Source organism: Vibrio sp. 2096 (assembly GCF_033339595.1).
Classification (GTDB): Bacteria; Pseudomonadota; Gammaproteobacteria; order Enterobacterales; family Vibrionaceae; genus Vibrio; species Vibrio alginolyticus.
Genome location: NZ_JAWOUX010000023.1, coordinates 1 through 18,217, shown reverse-complemented (window position 1 = coordinate 18,217; position 18,217 = coordinate 1). Strand labels below are relative to the sequence as shown.

General features: G+C 45.2%; 15 protein-coding genes. 9 read left to right on the top strand and 6 right to left on the bottom strand.

Annotation, left to right across the window (positions count from 1 at the left end; translation table 11 throughout):
- Positions 1-152 precede the first annotated feature (152 nt).
- The gene (locus tag R7Q41_RS22895) at positions 153-644 is read right to left on the bottom strand and encodes an Rsd/AlgQ family anti-sigma factor (protein ID WP_005382515.1); all 492 of its coding nucleotides are present in this window, start codon (positions 642-644) and stop codon (positions 153-155) included.
- 177 nt (positions 645-821) lie between these two features.
- Here R7Q41_RS22895 and nudC point away from each other — a divergent pair, with 177 nt between their 5' ends.
- Positions 822-1,619: an NAD(+) diphosphatase gene (gene nudC / locus R7Q41_RS22890; RefSeq protein WP_318109441.1), complete on the top strand. Its 798-nt coding sequence runs from the start codon at positions 822-824 to the stop codon at positions 1,617-1,619.
- A 247-nt stretch (positions 1,620-1,866) separates the two neighbouring features.
- The gene (gene hemE, locus R7Q41_RS22885) at positions 1,867-2,934 is read left to right on the top strand and encodes a uroporphyrinogen decarboxylase (protein ID WP_005384692.1); all 1,068 of its coding nucleotides are present in this window, start codon (positions 1,867-1,869) and stop codon (positions 2,932-2,934) included.
- A gap of 240 nt (positions 2,935-3,174) precedes the next feature.
- Here the strand turns inward: hemE and R7Q41_RS22880 are convergent, their stop codons facing one another.
- A complete protein-coding gene (locus tag R7Q41_RS22880) occupies positions 3,175-3,747 on the bottom strand; it encodes a uracil-DNA glycosylase family protein (RefSeq protein WP_005382518.1) in 573 nt (190 codons plus the stop codon).
- Between the two features lie 2 nt (positions 3,748-3,749).
- Positions 3,750-4,673, bottom strand: a complete 924-nt coding sequence (locus tag R7Q41_RS22875) for a D-2-hydroxyacid dehydrogenase (RefSeq protein ID WP_054577304.1) — start codon at positions 4,671-4,673, stop codon at positions 3,750-3,752.
- A gap of 66 nt (positions 4,674-4,739) precedes the next feature.
- On the opposite strand from R7Q41_RS22875, the gene R7Q41_RS22870 reads away from it, so the two are divergent.
- Positions 4,740-5,327: a YjaG family protein gene (locus R7Q41_RS22870; RefSeq protein ID WP_005382520.1), complete on the top strand. Its 588-nt coding sequence runs from the start codon at positions 4,740-4,742 to the stop codon at positions 5,325-5,327.
- A gap of 76 nt (positions 5,328-5,403) precedes the next feature.
- On the opposite strand, the gene R7Q41_RS22865 is transcribed toward R7Q41_RS22870, so the two are convergent.
- The gene (locus tag R7Q41_RS22865) at positions 5,404-6,537 is read right to left on the bottom strand and encodes a hemolysin family protein (protein WP_065275607.1); all 1,134 of its coding nucleotides are present in this window, start codon (positions 6,535-6,537) and stop codon (positions 5,404-5,406) included.
- A 253-nt stretch (positions 6,538-6,790) separates the two neighbouring features.
- Here R7Q41_RS22865 and hupA point away from each other — a divergent pair, with 253 nt between their 5' ends.
- Both hupA and R7Q41_RS22855 read left to right on the top strand, forming a co-directional pair.
- On the top strand, positions 6,791-7,063 hold the full coding sequence (hupA, locus tag R7Q41_RS22860; RefSeq protein WP_005382524.1) for a nucleoid-associated protein HU-alpha: 273 nt from the start codon (positions 6,791-6,793) through the stop codon (positions 7,061-7,063).
- Positions 7,064-7,102: 39 nt separating this feature from the next.
- The gene (locus R7Q41_RS22855) at positions 7,103-7,801 is read left to right on the top strand and encodes a DUF1481 domain-containing protein (protein ID WP_053307544.1); all 699 of its coding nucleotides are present in this window, start codon (positions 7,103-7,105) and stop codon (positions 7,799-7,801) included.
- Between the two features lie 84 nt (positions 7,802-7,885).
- Here the strand turns inward: R7Q41_RS22855 and purD are convergent, their stop codons facing one another.
- Positions 7,886-9,175, bottom strand: a complete 1,290-nt coding sequence (purD, locus tag R7Q41_RS22850; RefSeq protein WP_213869023.1) for a phosphoribosylamine--glycine ligase — start codon at positions 9,173-9,175, stop codon at positions 7,886-7,888.
- Between the two features lie 194 nt (positions 9,176-9,369).
- On the bottom strand, positions 9,370-10,962 hold the full coding sequence (purH, locus tag R7Q41_RS22845) for a bifunctional phosphoribosylaminoimidazolecarboxamide formyltransferase/IMP cyclohydrolase (RefSeq protein ID WP_258474088.1): 1,593 nt from the start codon (positions 10,960-10,962) through the stop codon (positions 9,370-9,372).
- Positions 10,963-11,227: 265 nt separating this feature from the next.
- On the opposite strand from purH, the gene zntR reads away from it, so the two are divergent.
- The 4 genes from zntR to R7Q41_RS22825 all read left to right on the top strand — a co-directional run bounded on the left by zntR (position 11,228) and on the right by R7Q41_RS22825 (position 17,610).
- Complete coding sequence (gene zntR, locus R7Q41_RS22840) at positions 11,228-11,626, top strand: Zn(2+)-responsive transcriptional regulator (RefSeq protein ID WP_086047088.1); 399 nt, start codon at positions 11,228-11,230, stop codon at positions 11,624-11,626.
- A gap of 163 nt (positions 11,627-11,789) precedes the next feature.
- Positions 11,790-13,352, top strand: coding sequence for a lysine decarboxylation/transport transcriptional activator CadC (gene cadC / locus R7Q41_RS22835; protein ID WP_086047087.1), 1,563 nt, complete (start codon positions 11,790-11,792; stop codon positions 13,350-13,352).
- Positions 13,353-14,013: 661 nt separating this feature from the next.
- Complete coding sequence (cadB, locus tag R7Q41_RS22830) at positions 14,014-15,357, top strand: cadaverine/lysine antiporter (RefSeq protein WP_017821792.1); 1,344 nt, start codon at positions 14,014-14,016, stop codon at positions 15,355-15,357.
- A 117-nt stretch (positions 15,358-15,474) separates the two neighbouring features.
- A complete protein-coding gene (locus tag R7Q41_RS22825; RefSeq protein WP_017635553.1) occupies positions 15,475-17,610 on the top strand; it encodes a lysine decarboxylase CadA in 2,136 nt (711 codons plus the stop codon).
- Positions 17,611-18,217: the final 607 nt, after the last annotated feature.

The following is an 18,217-nucleotide window of genomic DNA, read 5'->3' as shown; positions in this document are numbered from 1 at the left end:
AAAAGCTTAAGAAAAAGGCACCTTCGGGTGCCTTTTTAGTTTTTTATACTGCTTTGTTCTTCCGGTGGGATTTTCGATAAAGCTAGAAACAAAAAAGACCGACGATGATCGTCAGTCTTTTCTCTCACTCTATTTCTGAATGTTTGCAAATACTAAGCTCCAGGTGGCATAGACAGGCTTTCTGCGATTTGCTGTATCAGATAGTCCTCGACTTCAAAGCGAGTCTCAAGAATTTCCCCAATGAGACACATATCAGAATCGAAATCATTTAATTCATCATCTTCAGTCACTTCTGAGTACTTATCGTTAAAGTTCAATAATGGTTCAGTCGTTAGAACAATTTGACCATAGGTTTGATTGATCTCATTAGTCACGACAAAGCCGGTTGCTTTCCAACGGTCCATAACCATGTCATAAATTTTAAAGTGGCCTTCGGAGATGTAATCAACGAGGTGCTGACAGAAATCCTGCAGTTCGGAAGGAGATGGGAGTTCAATAACATTGGTTTTCGAACAAGGTTGCAGCGCTGCAAGCTTACAATATTCAACAATCAGGGATTGTCGTGTCTCTAACCAGTGATCAATGACATCACTTGAGCCACCCCACTGGTCTTGTGTTTGTTTGAATTTTCTTAGCATGACCATGCCCTCATGATCTGATCGCCCATCGGCGAACGTATCCTTTGCAAAGCAAAGTTAGTAAAGTTATTACAAACTCTTGTCCTTACTAGAATTTAGAGTGCACATTTACTTAACGATAAACTCTAGTATGAAATTAGATTGCCAGTAAAATGAACGAACTTCAAGCAAAGGGATGGTGTAATGTTAAGAAAAGGTGATGTTAACCGCGCGATAAATGCATACTGGTGTGTTGTTGCAGGAAGTGAAATTTGGCTGGTGGATGGTGCTGTGCCCTTCGGGTCTGCAGAGCAGTTATCACTGCCAGTAACGAGTGCAAGACCCATTGGTGAGTATTCTGGTTCGCCCGTCATGTGGCTTAACTTGGCCGATTTAGAGCATGATCTACCTTTAGTATCCCTGCGTGACTGCCTGCATTTTCCTGAGCCATTATTTATGTTGTTAAGTAAAGCTGTGCAATATGGGCACATGACGCAAAGTTTGCGCTTTTGCCCACAGTGTGGAGGAAGAAACTTTCTTAATAATAACCAGTTAGCCATGCAGTGTGGTGAATGTCGCACCCTTCATTATCCTAGAATATTTCCGTGTATTATCGTTGCTGTACGTAAAGAAAATCAGATTTTATTAGCCCAACATCCAAGGCATCGAAATGGTATGTATACGGTTATTGCTGGCTTCTTAGAAGTCGGTGAGACATTAGAAGAGTGTGTGGCTCGAGAAATTCATGAAGAAACGGGAATTCTCGTTAAAAATATTCGCTACTTTGGCAGCCAGCCTTGGGCTTTCCCATCCAGTATGATGATGGGGTTTTTAGCTGACTATGAATCGGGAGAGTTAAGTCCAGACTACACTGAGCTGTCTGATGCACAATGGTTTGGTATCGATGAGATGCCGCCTGTTGCGCCTAAAGGAACGATTGCAAGAGCACTTATCGAACAAACGCTGAAAGATATAGACTCTAATTATATGATAAATAGATAAAAAAAACCCTCCGAGAGGGAGGGGGTAAGTAAGATGTCGTTATGAGATGCTGAGTACTAAGTACTCAGTTTATAATTGTAGTTTTCGCTAGCGAACAAATTTTTAACACTGATACCGATTGGGTGCAAATTAAGCATTGATTTAAAAGTTAATAACTTGATCCAGGTTGCAAAGCACACAGCTATTGGACTTAAATCAGTGATAGAATACCCCCTTTCACAGAAAGCCTAACAGTTGGAATTACGGAATGACTGAATTAAAAAATGATCGTTATCTGCGTGCGCTTTTAAAAGAGCCGGTAGATTACACGCCAGTATGGATGATGCGCCAGGCAGGTCGTTACCTACCAGAATACAAAGCGACTCGTGCAGAAGCGGGTGATTTCATGTCTTTGTGTCGAAATGCAGAATTAGCATCCGAAGTGACACTTCAACCATTACGCCGTTTTCCTCTTGATGCCGCGATCTTATTCTCGGACATCTTAACGATTCCAGATGCAATGGGGCTTGGTTTGCGTTTTGCTGCGGGTGAAGGACCTGTTTTTGATAACCCAATTACATGCAAAGCCGACGTGGAAAAAATTGGTTTGCCAGATCCTGAAGGTGAACTGCAATACGTAATGAACGCAGTACGCCAGATCCGTAAAGACCTGAAGGGTGAAGTGCCGCTGATTGGTTTTTCTGGTAGCCCTTGGACTCTTGCGACGTACATGATCGAAGGTGGTAGCTCTAAAGCGTTTACCAAGATCAAGAAGATGATGTACGCGGAACCACAAACTCTGCACCTACTTCTAGATAAGCTGGCAGACAGCGTTATCGAGTACTTAAACGCGCAAATTAAAGCGGGTGCGCAATCGGTAATGGTATTTGACACATGGGGTGGCGTACTAACGCCTCGTGATTACAATCTGTTCTCACTGCAATACATGCACAAGATTGTAGATGGTCTGATTCGTGAAAACGACGGTCGTCGCGTGCCAGTCACACTGTTTACTAAGAATGGCGGCATGTGGCTTGAGCAAATCGCAGCAACGGGCTGTGATGCGGTTGGTCTAGACTGGACAATCAACATTGCAGACGCGAAAGCACGTATCGGTGATAAAGTGGCGCTGCAAGGTAACATGGACCCATCAATGCTTTACGCTTCACCAGAGCGTATCCGTGAAGAAGTCGCGGGTATTCTAGAAGGTTTTGGTGATGCAGGTACTGGTCATGTGTTCAACCTAGGTCACGGTATCCATTTGGATGTGCCGCCAGAAAACGCGGGCGTATTTGTGGAAGCGGTACACGAGCTATCTAAGCCGTACCACAAGTAACTTCGACTTTTTGAAATCAAATGCCGGCATTCAGTGCCGGTATTTTTTTACCTAAAATTCAGTTTTTCTATCTGAGACTCAAGGCTGTGCAGCTCTAGTAGTACTTGGCCTACTATGATCTAATTACTACTCTAGCTGTACATTAGACATTAAAATTTAATATAAACAAATACTTATGACTTCGGCTTTTATGTTCTAATTTTCTTGTACAGATAAACAAGCAATTAGATCATGGGTAACCTAAAGCATCGAGTGAACGCGTTTTTTAAGGTATGGCACGACGTCAGATTCAAACCAAGGGTTCTTCTTTAACCACAATGTATTGCGTGGAGATGGGTGAGGGAGCGGGATAAAGTCCGGTTCCCAATCTTGCCATTGCTGAACAGTTTGCGTGAGCGTCTTTGGTTTGTTGGTGAGATAGTACTGCTGCGAGTACTGACCAATTAGTAGAGTGAGCTCTATATTGGGCAGTTGCTCAAGAATCTTTTTATGCCAAGTGGGCGCACATTCTTTACGAGGCGGTAAATCACCAGAGTTCCCTTTGCCTGGATAACAGAATCCCATTGGGACAATGGCAATTTTATTTGGGTCGTAGAAAACGTCTTTGTCGATATCGAGCCATTGGCGTAATCGATCACCACTTGGGTCATTCCAAGGTATCGAGGTTTTGTGTACACGTGTGCCAGGGGCCTGACCGATGATTAGGATGCGTGCCCCTTTTGCTGCTTGTACGACAGGGTTTGCGCCCAAAGGTAAATTATCCGCGCAGATCTGGCAGGCCCTCACTTGTTGCAATAGCTCGTCTAACGACATTCTCAGTAACCCTTTTCGAAATCCACTTGATAATTTAATGAAAACCCATCGCGCCAGCGTAGATAGTTGTCAGCAAAAATCTCGATGACTTGCTCGGGAAAACTCAGCGCAGCAATGTGTGGAGTGATGGTGACTTGCGGTAGTTTCCAAAATGGATGCTCTACCGACAACGGTTCTTGCTCAAACACATCTAAGAAGGCGTGTTCTACCCAACGGTTTTTCAGAGCGAAGAGCAACCCTGCCTCATCCAGTACGTCGCCACGACCTACGTTAAACAATAACGCCTGATTTAGTTGGCTGAGCGTTTGACGATTAAGTAACTGTCGCGTCTCAGGTGTACTTGGTAGAGTATTCACAACGATGTCGGCTTGCTCAAATGCCTTACTTAGTTCATTGATATGAAAGGTCTGATGAAACTCGCCGCCTGGAGTAGGGATACCTGTGCGGTTAATACCGATAGTTTTTATCCCCATTGCTTTAGCGGCGTTGCCCAGATAGCCCCCAATGCTACCGGTACCAAGAATTACCATGGTTTTACTTTGTAATGACGTGTATAGGTGAGGCTGCCATTGTTTGTTTTGTTGCTGCTGGTGGTATCGGGCAAAGTGGCGGTAATGGGCAATACTGTAACCCAAAACATATTCAGCAATCAGTGGACCAAAGATGCCTCGAACGTTAGTTAGAGTATAGTCCTGACGAAGGCTAGGGGATGTTAAGGCGTTGACACCAGCAAACGTGGATTGTACCCATTCAAGCTGTGAAAACTCGTCTAAGCTTTGTGATAGTAAGGGTGGATCCGCTAGTACGATCTGAGCGGCTTCTGGTTGGTCGGTGAGACAAAGATCGGGCAGATTTTTCTCTGCCAGTAACGTTTTGTAGGTGTCGCGATGCTCTGAGAGCAGGAAAATCTGATTTGAATGCGGCATTAACTTTTTTCCCTGTGATGAATCAAGTACACTTTCGCTGTTTTTTTCTTCAATGATTGAGTGACTATGCTTAAGAATCCTCTTCAGGTTCGTTTAGAAAAACTAGAACCTTGGCAACAAATTACCTTTATGGCGTGTCTGTGTGAACGCATGTATCCAAACTATGCGATGTTTTGTGAGAATACAGAATTTGCTGACCCGCGTGCTTACCGAGCGATTCTTGATAGTGTATGGGAAATTTTGACAGTTAAGAACGCGAAAATTAACTTCGAACGTCAATTGGAGAAGTTAGAAGAGTTGTTCCCAAGTGCGGATGAGTTCGATTTTTACGGCGTTTACCCAGCGATGGACGCGTGTCAGGGTTTGTCTACGTTACTGCATGGTCTATTGGACCGCGACTACCTTTTTGATTCAATGCTTAAAGTGAGTCAACAGTCGGTACAAACCGTTGCTGATCTAGAGCAAGCACAAGGCGCAGAGCCAATCACTAACGACAACCAGAAAGAAAACGAAGCCGTATGTGAAGAGTGGGACGTCCAGTGGGCTATCTTCCGTCCGCTGCGTGAAGCGGTAGAACGTGACATCAGCTTGATTAAAGATTTGCGTGAAGAGCTACGTGAAGAAGGTGTGAGCAACATCGGTATTGCACTTTAATCGTTGAATAAATAGAAAAAGGCATCCTAACTGGATGCCTTTTTTTGTGCGTTTAAGCTGTTATACCTAATGCTGATTACGATTCTTTCGAGTCGGGTTTCGGTGGCTCTTGAGCTTCTGGCTCTTTATCCTGCTTCTCCAGCTCGTTATCTTCTTCATCGTCATCGCGGCTTTCGATTACGCCGTGCATTTCTTTCCAGCTTTCCCAGCGTTGGTAAGCCAGCTCCTGCATGTCAGTGCTTTTATCTGCTTCGTCGATGATCTCCTCGCCTACGAGGTGTTCAAAAATATCTTCCAACGTTACCAAACCTAGCACGGTACCGTATTCATCAACAACAAGTGCCAGCTGTAAGCGATGAGTCATCATCTGGTCGAATACTTTAGGTAAAGTGGTATTGTTTAGCACCACTTGAATTGGGCGCATGATTGCTCCCAACTGTTTCTGTCCACAACCTGATTGTTGTAGTTTGAACAACTCAAGGCGATGCACAAAACCTATGATGTTATCTTTCTGCTCGCTGTAAACCAATGGGCGTGAGAAAGGCGTATCTTTGTGTTTTTCTAGGAACTCATTGATGGTCATTGTGGCATCGACACGGAATACTACTGGTCGTGGCGTCATAACCTGCGTTACGGGTACATCTTGGATGCCAAGCAAGTTGCTTAAGATTTTTGATTCACCCTCGGCAAACTCACCGCTTTCACGTGCCAGAATCGCCATTGCAGACAGCTCATCACGCATCTTCGGAGCTTCGTGGTTACGAGCAAGACGCTTGGTGATTTGCTCTGAGAACCAAACAAAGGGTGTAAGCGCCCATACCATCCAACGCAATGCGACCGCGGCAGTGGGTGCCAACTGACGCCAGTAGGTCGCGCCAATCGTCTTCGGTACGATTTCTGAAAGCACTAAGATCGCCAATGTCAGCACTGCCGAAAAGATACCTAATGCTTCGCTACCAAATACAACCGCAGCTTGTGCACCAGCAGTGGCCGCGCCGATCGTGTGAGCGATGGTGTTTAAAGTCAGAATAGATGCCAGTGGTCGGTCGATATCTGATTTCAGCTTAGCCAATTGCCCAGCTGCGGGATGCCCCTGTTGATTGAGCTGCGCAATGTAGCTCGGACTGATACTCAGCAGTACCGCCTCCAGCACCGAACAGATAAACGAAATGCCGATTGCAATAGAGATATAAATGGATAACAGCAGCATAGTTGCCCTTGAATGTAGTTTGATAGTGGTTATTTGCAGCTATTATAACCGCAAAAGTGACTTATAAATTGGTCCAAATACCTTGGAAAGCAAGGGTTTTCAGGGGGTATGTGGTAACAAATTGTGAGTTATTACTCATATTATGGCTAAAAGTACGTCAGAAAATCGAAAGATCGCTTACAAACCTTTGCCAGATGGGGCATTTATGTTTTAGAGTGAGACGAATTCGATAACCTATGAGAAGGGAAACCTAATGAACAAGACCCAATTAATCGACTTTATCGCAGAGAAAGCAGACCTATCAAAAGCACAAGCAAAAGCTGCTCTTGAAGCGACTCTTGATGGTGTAACTGGCGCACTTAAAGAGGGTGACCAAGTTCAACTAATTGGTTTTGGTACATTCAAAGTAAACCACCGCGCTGCACGTACTGGTCGTAACCCTAAGACTGGTGACGAGATTCAAATCGCAGCAGCTAACGTACCAGCATTCGTAGCAGGTAAAGCGCTGAAAGAATCAGTAAACTAAGTTAGAATGCACCGAGGTATCCTGCCTCGGTGCAATTTCATGAAAAAACATCTACTCACTTCACTTCTCCTATCTAGCCTTACCCTTTTTGGCTGTTCATCGGTTGAAACTCCTAATTTAGAACAATTCACGCATTTTTCTGGTGGTAAAGTTGCGGGAGATGCTAGCAGCTTGTACTGGATGACAGAGAAACTCACTCGTGTGAGTACGGCGGCTGATTATGTGACTATGGGGGACAATGGTTGGTTCAAGAGTGATTATCGCTGGGATGAAGGTGAGTTGCGAGAGTTGATTCGAAAAGGCGAGCAAGTTGATACCAAACAAGAGTTGGTGCCTTTTCAAATCCACATCCGTTTCAATAAAGATGGCGAAGCGGTTTACCAACAATATCGTGTTAACCGTAAAGTCTTACCACTCCAGCATGACCAATTAGAGCGCTACAAAGCAGAAGCGAATGACGTAGTGGCATCGGTTAAGGCGCAGTCTCGTAACAATCAGAGCCTTATTCAAGGTTATTGGAATGGTCAATCGTTTGAAACCTGCAAAGGTAAGGTGTTCTCGACACTCGAGTTTAATCAGACGCTGCCAAAATTTATTATCGAGCGTCTCTCATCGGTAGACAGTTATGTGGCTTTTGTCGGCAAGCAGTCACGAAACAAAGCAATGGTCGATGAACTGTTGATGCTCAATGACGATGACTTTGATTGTGTTTCTCGGCCAAAGTTGATCTCTGAATAAACATTGCTTCGAATTCTGTCGAACAAGAACAATAAAAAAAGGCGCTGAGTGCGCCTTTTGTTTTTTAGCCAACTTATGTTGTTTTTATTTGTCTTGCTCACGTGCAATTGCACGGTAGCCGATATCGTTGCGATGGAACATGCCATCCCAACTGATCTGTTTTGCAAGCTCGTAAGCACGCTGCTGCGCTTCTGATACGCTGTTGCCAAGTGCGGTTGCACAAAGAACACGACCACCGTTTGTCACGATGTCGCCATCTTTGTTATCTGTACCTGCATGGAAGACTTTTTCGCCTTCAATTTCAACTTGTGGCAGACCCGAAATTACGTCGCCTTTGTTGTATGCAGCTGGGTAACCACCGGCTGCTAACACGATACCAATCGATGCTCGTGGATCCCACTTCGATTCCGCTTGATCCAGTTTCTCGTCGATTGCCGCTAGGCACAGATCAACAAGATCCGATTCCATGCGCATCATGATAGGTTGTGTCTCAGGATCACCGAAGCGGCAGTTGTACTCGATTACTTTCGGAGTGCCGTCTTTGTCGATCATCAGACCCGCGTATAGGAAACCAGTGTAAGGGTTACCTTCAGAGGCCATGCCACGTACTGTTGGGTAAATCACTTCTTCCATGATGCGGTTGTGGATTTCTTGTGTCACCACTGGAGCTGGAGAGTATGCTCCCATGCCACCGGTGTTAGGACCCGTATCTTTGTCGCCTACGCGTTTGTGGTCTTGGCTGGTGGCCATTGGCAGAACGTTCTCACCATCCACCATCACGATGAAGCTTGCTTCTTCACCATCTAGGAACTCTTCGATAACGACACGACTACCAGCATCACCAAATGCGTTGCCTGCTAGCATGTCTTTGATTGCGTCCTCAGCTTCTTCTAGCGTCATCGCTACGATAACGCCTTTACCAGCAGCAAGGCCGTCAGCTTTTACTACGATAGGTGCACCTTGCTCACGCACGTAAGCAAGCGCTGGTTCAATTTCTGTGAAGTTTGCGTATGCACCGGTTGGGATTTGGTGACGAGCAAGGAAGTCTTTAGTAAACGCTTTAGAGCCTTCAAGTTGCGCTGCGGCTTGGGTAGGGCCAAAGATTGGTAAGCCAGCTTCGCGGAACGCATCAACCACACCAATAACCAATGGTGCTTCTGGGCCAACGATAGTCAGTTCAATCGCCTTCTCTTTGGCGAAAGCAACAAGGCCAGCGATGTCTTCTACATCGATGTTTACGTTCTCTAGTTTTGGCTCTAGTGCTGTACCTGCGTTGCCTGGAGCAATGAAAATAGTCTCAACATTTGGGTTTTGCGCTGCTTTCCAGCCTAGCGCATGTTCACGACCGCCTGAACCAATGATTAAAACTCGCATATGAAAATCCTTAATCTTATAAATACCGTTTGCTCAAACTCAGATATTTCGCAAAGACCTGAGTATGACCTCTCTAATTCAGTGGGACGAGGACAAGGCGACAAGTGAACTTATTCCTATGAGCATAGTATGCTATGTGATTAGGATAAGTGAACGCCGTCAACGCAGTTATCGTCCCAGTGAAGACGAGAGGATTAGTGGCGGAAGTGACGCATACCGGTAAAGATCATCGCCATGCCGTGTTCGTCTGCCGCTGCGATAACTTCGTCATCACGCATAGAACCACCTGGTTGGATCACACACTTGATGCCCGCTTCTGCAGCCGCGTCGATACCGTCACGGAATGGGAAGAATGCATCTGATGCCATTACACAACCTTCAACCTGTAGACCTTCGTCTGCAGCTTTGATGCCCGCGATTTTCGCAGAGTAAACGCGGCTCATTTGGCCAGCACCTACACCGATAGTCATGTCGCTTTTCGAGTAAACGATCGCGTTAGATTTCACGTATTTCGCTACTTTCCAGCAAAACAGTGCATCTTTCAGCTCTTCTTCTGTTGGCTGGCGCTTAGAAACCACTTTTAGGTCGTCTAGGCTTACCATGCCTTGGTCACGGTCTTGAACCAGTAGACCGCCATTCACGCGTTTCACGTCAAAGCCAGTTGTCTTAGTTGTCCATTCGCCACACTCAAGTAGACGCACGTTCTTCTTCGCTGCAACCACTTCAATCGCTTCAGCAGAAACAGAAGGTGCGATGATCACTTCAACGAATTGACGCTCAACAATAGCGGTTGCTGTTGCTGCGTCTAGCTCTTGGTTGAATGCAATGATGCCGCCGAATGCAGATGTTGGGTCAGTTTGGTAAGCACGGTTGTACGCTTCTAGGATGTCTTTACCTAGAGCAACACCGCATGGGTTTGCGTGTTTTACGATTACACATGCTGGCTCGTTGAACTCTTTCACACACTCAAGTGCGGCGTCCGTGTCTGCGATGTTGTTGTAAGAAAGGGCTTTACCTTGGATTTGGCGAGCAGTAGAAACGGATGCTTCTTGTGGGTTTGCTTCAACGTAGAATGCGGCTGCTTGGTGGCTGTTCTCACCGTAGCGCATGTCTTGTTTCTTCTCGAATTGTTGGTTGAAGGTGCGAGGGAATTTACTCTCTTCATCGCCTTCTTTGTTCTCACCGTAAGATGGAACCATGGTGCCGAAGTAGTTTGCGATCATGCCATCGTAAGCCGCAGTATGCTCGAATGCTGCAATAGCAAGGTCGAAGCGCGTCTCTAGAGTTAGGGACTTGTCGTTTGCGTCCATCTCTGTAATTACGCGGCCGTAATCACCTGCGTTAACGACGATAGTCACGTCTTTGTGGTTTTTCGCTGCAGAACGAACCATTGTTGGGCCGCCGATATCGATGTTTTCAACCGCGTCGGCTAGTGTACAGCCTTCTTTGGCAACGGTTTCTGCGAATGGGTATAGGTTTACGACAACCATATCGATAGGGTTGATGCCGTGCTTTTCCATCACGTCATCATCTTGGCCACGACGACCAAGCACACCACCGTGAACTTTTGGGTGAAGCGTTTTAACGCGGCCGTCCATCATTTCTGGGAAACCAGTGTAGTCAGAGACTTCGGTTACGGCGATGCCTTGTTCGGCAAGTAGGCGAGCTGTACCACCAGTAGATAGGATATCGACACCGCGCTCAGCAAGAGCTTGCGCAAACTCAACAATACCTGTTTTGTCTGATACGCTGATAAGCGCACGGCGAATAGGACGAGCGTTATTCATGCTTCCATTTTCCTCAAATTCACGGAGTTAAAGATGTTTGCCAAAAATGAACTTGTTTTTACCTCTTGGGGTAAAATATTGGCCAGTTTTGGTAAAGACCTTTGCAGGGTGTTTTCTGGTTAGAAAACAGTCTCCACATTTGATGGCGCGTATTCTAACCAATTTATTACAAAAAAGCTCGCGCAATCGTTTGGCATCTCAAAAATAATTGCAAAAAAGTCGTTCTTTAGCTTTAAAAGTAACGAGATAGTTAATAGGGAAAGTTATGTTTCAGATAGGTGAACTGGCAAAACGTTGTGGTGTGACTGCCGATACATTGCGTTTCTACGAGAAAAACGCGCTAATAAAACCCGCAGGACGAAGTGAGTCAGGCTACCGCTTGTATGATGAAGAGAATCAAAAGCAGGTGCACTTTATCCTCAAAGGTAAAGATCTTGGCTTGAGTCTGGATGAAATTAAAGACCTGTTAGAAATTAAGTTAGAAGCGACAGAACACAGCTGTGCAGAGGTAAAAGCCATTACTTCTGCTAAGTTAGAGCTGATTGATGGGAAAATTCACGAGCTGACGAAAATTCGCCGAGCTTTGAAGAAGATTAATGATGCTTGTTGTGGTCATACAGACGATGACGCCACACATTGCTCTATCCTTGCCGCACTTGAGTAGTCTCATTCTTGAATCACTTAACTTAAGTTTGCATTTTTGGCGACTTGCTTTTCTAGGTACACGCTGCTTTCCCACCTATAATCTTGCCTTTAGTTACTTGTAGGAATCGACCATTGTCTGATTCCTACCGTAACGCTGTCTGTAGATACGAGAGTTTTCATACATGGTTGGAGTCTATTTTCAAATCAATGACTGGGTTTTGAGCGTTGATGAAAATAAGCTGTATCGACAAGATAGGGAAGTTACTGTTGAGCCACGCTTAATTAATCTTTTGCACTTCTTAGCGGAGCATGCGAATGAGGTGTTCAACCGCGAGGAATTGATTCAGTACGTTTGGGCTGGAGCGATTGTGACCGATCAAGTGGTGACTCAATCCATCTTTGAGTTGCGTAAGCTACTGCGTGACGGTCGAGAGGAAAATACCAACTACGTTATCACGGTGCCCAAGCGTGGCTATAAGCTGGTAGCGAACGTGGTTACTATGACGCATGAAGAGTTTGTCACAAATCGGCAAAATGAAGAGATCCCACCTTCGGTTGAAGAATCGGAAGAGGATTGTCTACCTATAGCACCAGCCGTTACCTTTCCAGCAGGTCCTCTAACTCGCGCGGTCTGCGAGATGTCAAAAGAGAAAAAAGCCCCTCAGAGCAAAAACAAAATCAGTCCTTGGCGATTGGGAATTATGAACTTCATCTGGATCAGTATGTTGGTCGTAGTGATGGGCGTGTTTACCTACAAGCAATCGGAAGTGCGTATTACCCAAGCCATCGATACCCATCTGATTGAGTTCAAGTTTCAAGATAATTTTACGAATGAAGGATTAAGCTACGATTTGGCAGACGGATTCGCCCAAAAGTTGATGTCCGACATTGCTCAAGTCAGTGATTACCGAGTCATGCTAAAGAAGGCGTCGTTTACTTCTGGCATTGTGCCTGGTAAATCGGTTGTGGTGAGAGTTCGTGAGAATGACGGTGGCAGCTTTTTAGAGGTGGAATATCGCAATAACTCATCTGAGAAAGTGTTGTTTAGTCGTCAATACGCGTTAACCAGTAGTCATTTAAAGACAGTGCTTCAACAAGCGTCGTTGGATTTGATGCAAGTGCTGAAAGTGTCGGATGCCAAATTGAAATCTACGATGCTGGTGGCGGGAATGCCAATGAATCCCGACGCGTTGGAGTTGTTTGTTCAGGCTAACCATTACCTTAATGTCTCTGATACTAAACAATTCCGCCAAGGTATCGACTTGATGGAAAACATTTTAGAAATCGAGCCGGATAATGCTTACGTTCAAGCTGAGTTGTTGATTGCTTACCATGTACAAAAGGCACTTGATTTCTCACAGGAGTTGAAGAAAGGGCGAATGCAGCAGCTCAGTGAAGCACTAGAGACTAATGTGAAAATGATGGTGGGGCCAATTCAACCGCGAATTTATGAAGCTTTAGCACTGCACGAAACCATCATTGGTGACATGGCGTTAGCCAAGCGGCATCTCGGACAGGCATTGAGGTTACGTGATTCAGTGCTTTCCTATGTGATTCGCGGTAAGCACGCCGAATTGGATGGTGATCTGGATTTAGCCAGTGAGTCTTACAGTGAAGCTTTCTATATTGATACGTCGGTTGAGACGTACCTGCTGTGCGAAAACTTGGTCTTCCCAAGTAACATGAAGGCGATTGATTACGCCATGTATCGCGCCGTTCACCCTTCTGTCGTTCGAATGCTTTAATTCTCTCGGACTCAACGTCAGCCTAATGCTAGCCCCTCATTTCGATGAGGGGCTTTTTTGTCGCTGTCGAAAAGTGAAAAGGGTGAGGCGGTGGGGCAATGACTTACGAAGGAGCTAACAGCGCAAGCTTGCAACGGGAATACATACCCGCTTTGCTTCTCTATCTCTATCTCTATCTCTATCTCTATTGATTGTATGAAGTGTCTGGCTGAGTTATGTGGCGAGAATGATTTTGATGCTTTCTTGCAGGCGAGATGAATATTGATGTGGGTCAAAAAGCGCGATCAGGGAGAGATTTATGGAATCAACACTTCAGGGAATTAACCCTTCGGGATGGGGAAGTTGATAGAGGTTGATAACTTTTATCGCGATGACCAACGAGTTGATGAGAGTTTATCTATCGGTAGAAGGTTTGATGTTTTTCTTATAACTAAATGAATAATATGGTTTTATATTTTTGTGTTTATCATGTTTACCTCAACTTGATGTTGATTAACTAATCATTTTATTGATAACCCCAAGTTTATTTTTTTCCCAGTTTTTGGGCGTAGTCTTCACTTCGAAATTTAGCGAGGTCGAGCAGGTTCTTCCTCATAGCATCTCGCTAATAACCATTCAGTTTGAGTCATGTTGACTCGAGTAGAATAGATTTGGAGATGTTATGTCATCGAATGCGAAAAAAATCGGCCTTATTGCCTGTACGGGTGTCGTAGCCGGTAACATGATGGGTAGTGGTATCGCACTATTACCTTCTAGTCTTGCCTCTGTAGGCTCTGTTTCAATCTTCAGTTGGCTGATCTGTTTGGTCGGTGCACTGAGTCTGGCGTTTGTTTACGCTCGTCTGGCAACCAAAAACCCACAAGAAGGTGGTCCTATCGCTTATGCTGGCGAAGTGTCTCCGGTATTTGGTTTCCAAACGGGCGTTCTTTATTACCACGCGAACTGGATTGGTAACCTGGCTATTGCCATTACAGGTGTTTCTTACCTTTCTGTATTCTTCCCTGTGCTTAATAACCCAATCCCAGCAGGTATTGCGACGATTGCATCGGTATGGATCTTCACTTTCGTCAACCTACTTGGTGGTAGCTGGGTAAGCCGTCTATGTACGCTTGGTCTAGTTCTTATCCTTATCCCAGTTGTTGGTACAGCTGCGTTTGGTTGGACGCACTTCGATACTGCGCTTTACAGCCAAAACTGGAACGTATCAGCAGGCACTGACAGCCACGCGGTAGTAACAGCGGTTCTTATCTGCCTATGGTCATTCGTAGGTGTGGAATCAGCAGCGGTATCTACTGGTATGGTAGAAAACCCTAAACGGACTGTACCACTAGCAACTATGTTAGGTACTGGTATTGCAGGTGTGATTTACATCCTATCAACTCAAATGATCAGCGGCATGTTCCCAGCGTCAGAAGTTGCGGCATCAGGTGCGCCATTTGCATTGGCAACCACTGAGCTATTCGGTAGCTGGACTGCACCATTCGTATCAGCATTCACAGCACTAGCATGTTTCACTTCGCTAGGTTCTTGGATGATGCTGGTGGGCGAGGCTGGTAAACGTGCCGCGAGCGATGGCAACTTCCCTAAAATCTACGGCGAAACTGACAAAAACGGTGTGCCTAAGAAAGGTCTAATCCTTGCGTCAATCAAGATGACTGCACTGATGGTTGTACTGATGTTCTTCAGCTCTAAAACAGCACACGCATCAGATCTGTTCAACCAACTAACGACTGACGCAGTTCTACTAACTATGCTGCCTTACTTCTACTCAAGCATTAACTTGATTCGCTTCGAAGGTATGACAACACGCAACGGCTTCGTAATGCTGTTCTCTGGTGTGGCTTGTCTGTTCTGCTTCATCGCACTAGCTGGTGCAGAGGGCGGTACGCTAACAGCAACCTTCATCGTGTCTCTAGTTATCTTGATGTTCTACAGCAAAAAAGCAGGTCTTGCTCAGTACGTGAAAATGCACGCTGACGACATGCCTGCCCAAGCAAGCAACTAATCCCCAAAACGCTGGCACTACGGTGCCAGCCCATAAAACCCAAATTCACGCGGCGCTCACCTTACTTATTGCCTGTAAATGGCAAAGAGCGCCCTCATTCGCCTTGGAGATGTCCAAATGAATATATTCGCTATCTTGAACCACATGGGTGTGTTCTTTAAAGAAGAGCCAGTTCGTCAACTTCACGCTGCTCTTGAGAAAGCGGGCTACGAAGTGGTTTACCCAGTAGATGATAAAGACTTGATCAAAATGATTGAGATGAACCCACGCATTTGCGGTGTGCTGTTCGACTGGGATAAATACTCACTAGAGCTATGTGAACGTATCAGCCAAATCAACGAAAAACTGCCTGTTCACGCATTTGCTAACGAACAGTCTACTCTAGACATTTCACTAACAGACCTACGTCTAAACGTGAGCTTCTTCGAGTACGCTTTAGGTATGGCTGACGACATCGCTATCAAAATCAACCAAGCGACTGAGGCATACAAAGATGCCATCATGCCTCCATTCACTAAAGCGTTATTCAAATACGTAGAAGAAGGTAAATACACCTTCTGTACTCCAGGTCACATGGGCGGTACTGCATTCCAGAAAAGCCCTGCTGGTAGCATCTTCTACGATTTTTACGGTCCAAACACATTTAAAGCGGACGTATCAATCTCAATGCCTGAGTTAGGTTCTCTACTAGACCACTCAGGTCCACATAAAGATGCAGAAGAATACATCGCACGTACCTTCAATGCAGACAGTTCTTACATCGTAACTAACGGTACGTCTACATCGAACAAAATCGTTGGTATGTACTCAGCACCTGCTGGCAGCACAGTACTGATTGACCGTAACTGTCACAAATCTCTGACTCACCTAATGATGATGAGCGACGTGACACCAATCTACTTCCGCCCAACTCGTAACGCATACGGCATCCTTGGTGGTATTCCACAAAGTGAATTCAGCCGCGATGTCATTGCAGAGAAAGTGGCGAAAACACCAGGTGCAACAGCACCAACTTACGCAGTAGTGACTAACTCAACTTACGATGGCCTGTTGTACAACACGCAATTCATCAAAGAGTCGCTAGATTGTAAACACATCCACTTCGACAGTGCTTGGGTGCCTTACACTAACTTCAACCCAATTTACGAAGGTAAATGTGGTATGAGTGGTGAAGCGATGCCAGGCAAAGTGTTCTACGAAACACAATCAACACACAAACTGTTGGCAGCGTTCTCACAAGCTTCAATGATTCACGTGAAAGGTGACTTTGATAAAGAATCTTTCAACGAAGCATTCATGATGCACACTTCAACTTCACCTCAGTACGGCATTGTTGCTTCTACTGAAACTGCAGCGGCAATGATGCGCGGCAACACTGGTAAGAAGTTGATGCAAGACTCTATCGATCGCGCAATCCGCTTCCGTAAAGAGATCAAACGTCTAGAAGCAGAAAGTGACAGCTGGTTCTTCGATGTATGGCAACCAGAAAACATCGATACCACAGAATGTTGGAAACTAGACCCTAGCGATACATGGCACGGCTTCAAGAACATGGATGACAACCACATGTATCTTGACCCAATCAAAGTAACGCTACTGACTCCAGGGATGAATAAAGAAGGCGAACTAGAAGAATCAGGTATTCCTGCTTCGCTGGTGGCTAAATTCCTAGACGAGCGCGGCATCGTGGTAGAGAAAACAGGTCCATACAACTTGTTGTTCCTATTCTCAATCGGTATCGACAAATCAAAAGCAATGCAATTGCTACGCGGTCTAACTGAATTTAAACGTGGCTACGACTTGAACCTAACCATCAAGAGCTTCCTACCTTCGCTATATAACGAAGACCCAAGCTTCTATGAAGGCATGCGCGTTCAAGAACTAGCACAAGCAATTCATGACCTAACTAAGAAATACAACCTACCAGAGCTAATGTACAAAGCGTTCGATGTTCTTCCAGAAATGAAAGTAACACCACACGCAGCATGGCAAGAAGAGCTTCGTGGCAACATCGAAGAAATTAAACTGGAAGAAATGGTTGGCCGCGTAAGTGCGAACATGATCCTTCCTTACCCTCCAGGTGTGCCACTAGTACTTCCTGGTGAAATGGTGACTCAAGAGTCTCGCCCTGTGCTGGACTTCCTAGAGATGCTTTGTGAGATCGGTGCGCATTACCCAGGTTTCGAAACCGACATCCACGGTCTATACCAACAAAAAGATGGTAGCTACACCGTAAAAGTATTGAAGAACTAAGTTCCTCTCGAAGATGACATCATTGGGACTGCAAGCATGCTCCACTCTTACGAGCTCAATGCGTCATCGAACAATAACGACATTTAGATATACCCCTAACTAATCTGTCGTAAAGAGAAGGGCAAGGATGCTCTGATCTTTTCTTCTATATATAGAAGAAGCACTTTTTCAAGACTTCACCTGAAGTACCCCAAATAAAAAGCAAAGACCAAAGAGCAGTTCGTCATCGTTCTGCTCTTTTTTTTCGTCTTTATATAGGTAGAGAGAGAAAAAAGAACCAAGAGAGATAAGATCAGTAATCAAAATCACAAAGAAATCGGCGATCTTTTAATGCAGAAGTCAGGTGTTTCATCATGAAAAGATCCTCTGCAACCCGAAATATTAGACAAGATCGTTGAGTATCTATGCAGAATGCTCGTTATTTGTTCGGTTGAAAGTTTTTTTGCAAAAAACGCTTGTGCTAATTTCTCAACCCCCTATACTGCGCATCCACCGACACGGAGTGAGACGAAAGTCACACAGCGAGTCGGGAAGAGAGAAAAAAGAATTTGAAAAAAATGCTTGACTCTCTCACGGTGTGAAGTAAGATACGCACCCCTAACGACGA

Coding starts and splice junctions, on each gene's coding strand:
- R7Q41_RS22895 (WP_005382515.1), bottom strand. CDS start 644: ATGGTCATGCTAAGAAAATTCAAACAAACACAAGACCAGTGGGGTGGC.
- nudC (WP_318109441.1), top strand. CDS start 822: ATGTTAAGAAAAGGTGATGTTAACCGCGCGATAAATGCATACTGGTGT.
- hemE (WP_005384692.1), top strand. CDS start 1,867: ATGACTGAATTAAAAAATGATCGTTATCTGCGTGCGCTTTTAAAAGAG.
- R7Q41_RS22880 (WP_005382518.1), bottom strand. CDS start 3,747: ATGTCGTTAGACGAGCTATTGCAACAAGTGAGGGCCTGCCAGATCTGC.
- R7Q41_RS22875 (WP_054577304.1), bottom strand. CDS start 4,673: ATGCCGCATTCAAATCAGATTTTCCTGCTCTCAGAGCATCGCGACACC.
- R7Q41_RS22870 (WP_005382520.1), top strand. CDS start 4,740: ATGCTTAAGAATCCTCTTCAGGTTCGTTTAGAAAAACTAGAACCTTGG.
- R7Q41_RS22865 (WP_065275607.1), bottom strand. CDS start 6,537: ATGCTGCTGTTATCCATTTATATCTCTATTGCAATCGGCATTTCGTTT.
- hupA (WP_005382524.1), top strand. CDS start 6,791: ATGAACAAGACCCAATTAATCGACTTTATCGCAGAGAAAGCAGACCTA.
- R7Q41_RS22855 (WP_053307544.1), top strand. CDS start 7,103: ATGAAAAAACATCTACTCACTTCACTTCTCCTATCTAGCCTTACCCTT.
- purD (WP_213869023.1), bottom strand. CDS start 9,175: ATGCGAGTTTTAATCATTGGTTCAGGCGGTCGTGAACATGCGCTAGGC.
- purH (WP_258474088.1), bottom strand. CDS start 10,962: ATGAATAACGCTCGTCCTATTCGCCGTGCGCTTATCAGCGTATCAGAC.
- zntR (WP_086047088.1), top strand. CDS start 11,228: ATGTTTCAGATAGGTGAACTGGCAAAACGTTGTGGTGTGACTGCCGAT.
- cadC (WP_086047087.1), top strand. CDS start 11,790: ATGGTTGGAGTCTATTTTCAAATCAATGACTGGGTTTTGAGCGTTGAT.
- cadB (WP_017821792.1), top strand. CDS start 14,014: ATGTCATCGAATGCGAAAAAAATCGGCCTTATTGCCTGTACGGGTGTC.
- R7Q41_RS22825 (WP_017635553.1), top strand. CDS start 15,475: ATGAATATATTCGCTATCTTGAACCACATGGGTGTGTTCTTTAAAGAA.